Source organism: Moorena sp. SIO4A1, from assembly GCF_010672065.1.
In the GTDB taxonomy this organism is placed as follows: domain Bacteria; phylum Cyanobacteriota; class Cyanobacteriia; order Cyanobacteriales; family Coleofasciculaceae; genus Moorena.
Map to the genome: position 1 here is coordinate 1 of NZ_JAAHHX010000718.1, position 1,444 is coordinate 1,444.

A 1,444-nucleotide genomic window follows, 5' to 3' on the forward strand; every position below is an offset into this window, starting at 1 on the left:
TGACCTACGAAAATGGATGTCAGTACGAGTACTACTTCAAGAGCGAAACCGAGGGTCACTACCGGATTTTCAGTGGTCATGTCGCGGGGCGCTGGGTAACGAACCGAAAGTACCACATGACGAACATCGGTCATGACCTCATCCGGGTAAACTGGGTGGAACCCGTCGGTAACGTTGTGACGATGGTTGTGAATCTCAACGAACGTTGGCTGCATACGTATTTCCTGATGCCGCAATGGATCATTGACAATCCGCAGCCGACCATCTGCCACGAAGACGAGCATGTCGAAGAGATGCTCAAGCTGCGCGAAAAAGGGCCAACCTGGCCGATGAACATAGGTGAGAATAGCTTTGCTCAGATCACATATTTGGAGGATGTTGGCCCCGGTCGGGATGACATCATCACCTGCCCCCCCGACCAACTTCCTCCGGGATACGCAGATCGAAAGAACTAATAGTATTCGGATCAAGCGTACCCTTCCAGTATGCCTGAACCATTGCATGTACCGGAGCCGCCGAGCAAACTGCTTTTACATGGAAGACCACTTGGCAGCGACCCGGTGATGCAGGTCGTTGGGCTGCTGCAAATAAGACTTACTCAAATTGAAATCAATCGATGACCAGGATTAAGTAGGTGGGCATAAATAAACGTTTCCCTGTTACCTGTTCCCTGTTCCCTAAAACCAAGGACTCTGTACCTCACCCAATTTAAAACCGCTATACCTAAACCAATTGGTAAGCCAGTTACTCAGAAAAGATTTCAAAATTAAGAATTATATCCAGTAGGCATTTCAAAATAAGATGGGTTTACCCTGGATCAGGCACGAGATAATAGGTCTTGACCCTGCAGCTTGCTTATTTCCATGGAAACCACTACTCAAGATATGCAATCGCTTCCATTGCCCCCTGGTAATGTCTATTTACCGATTATCGGTGAGACCATCAGCTTTTTAACGGATCGAAATTTCCACAAAAAGCGGTCAGAAAAGTATGGGCCCATCTACAAAACCCACATTTTTGGTAGTCCTGCGGTGACGATGAATACTGCAGAAGCGAATCAATTTCTGTTTACGAATGAAAATCAGTATGTTGCTTCTATCTGGCCCAAAAGCACGCAAATCTTACTTGGAGCCGCCTCACTGGCCAACCAAACGGGAGTTTTCCACCAGAAGCGCCGTAAGTTAATGTCCCAGGCGTTTCAACCGAGAGCATTAGCTAGTTATATTCCCACCATGGCCAACATTACTAGCAATTATCTCAAGAAATGGGAAGAGATAGGAACCTTAACCTGGTATCCTCAACTGCAGGACTATACCTTTGAGATCGCTAGTACCTTGCTGATGGGAACTGATGGCGGTTCCGAAACCCCTCTGGCTCAACTATTTAATAACTTTTCTGAGGGAGTGTTCAGTATCCCGATCTCTCTACCTTGGACAAGGTTTGA

The 1,444-nt window shown here is 46.9% G+C and carries 2 protein-coding genes; both read left to right on the top strand.

Annotated elements, in window-relative coordinates:
* On the top strand, positions 1 to 455 hold a 455-nt coding region (locus F6K53_RS42260), incomplete at its 5' end, for a phenolic acid decarboxylase (protein WP_293086480.1).
* A gap of 429 nt (positions 456 to 884) precedes the next feature.
* On the top strand, positions 885 to 1,444 hold a 560-nt coding region (locus F6K53_RS42265), incomplete at its 3' end, for a cytochrome P450 (protein WP_293086482.1).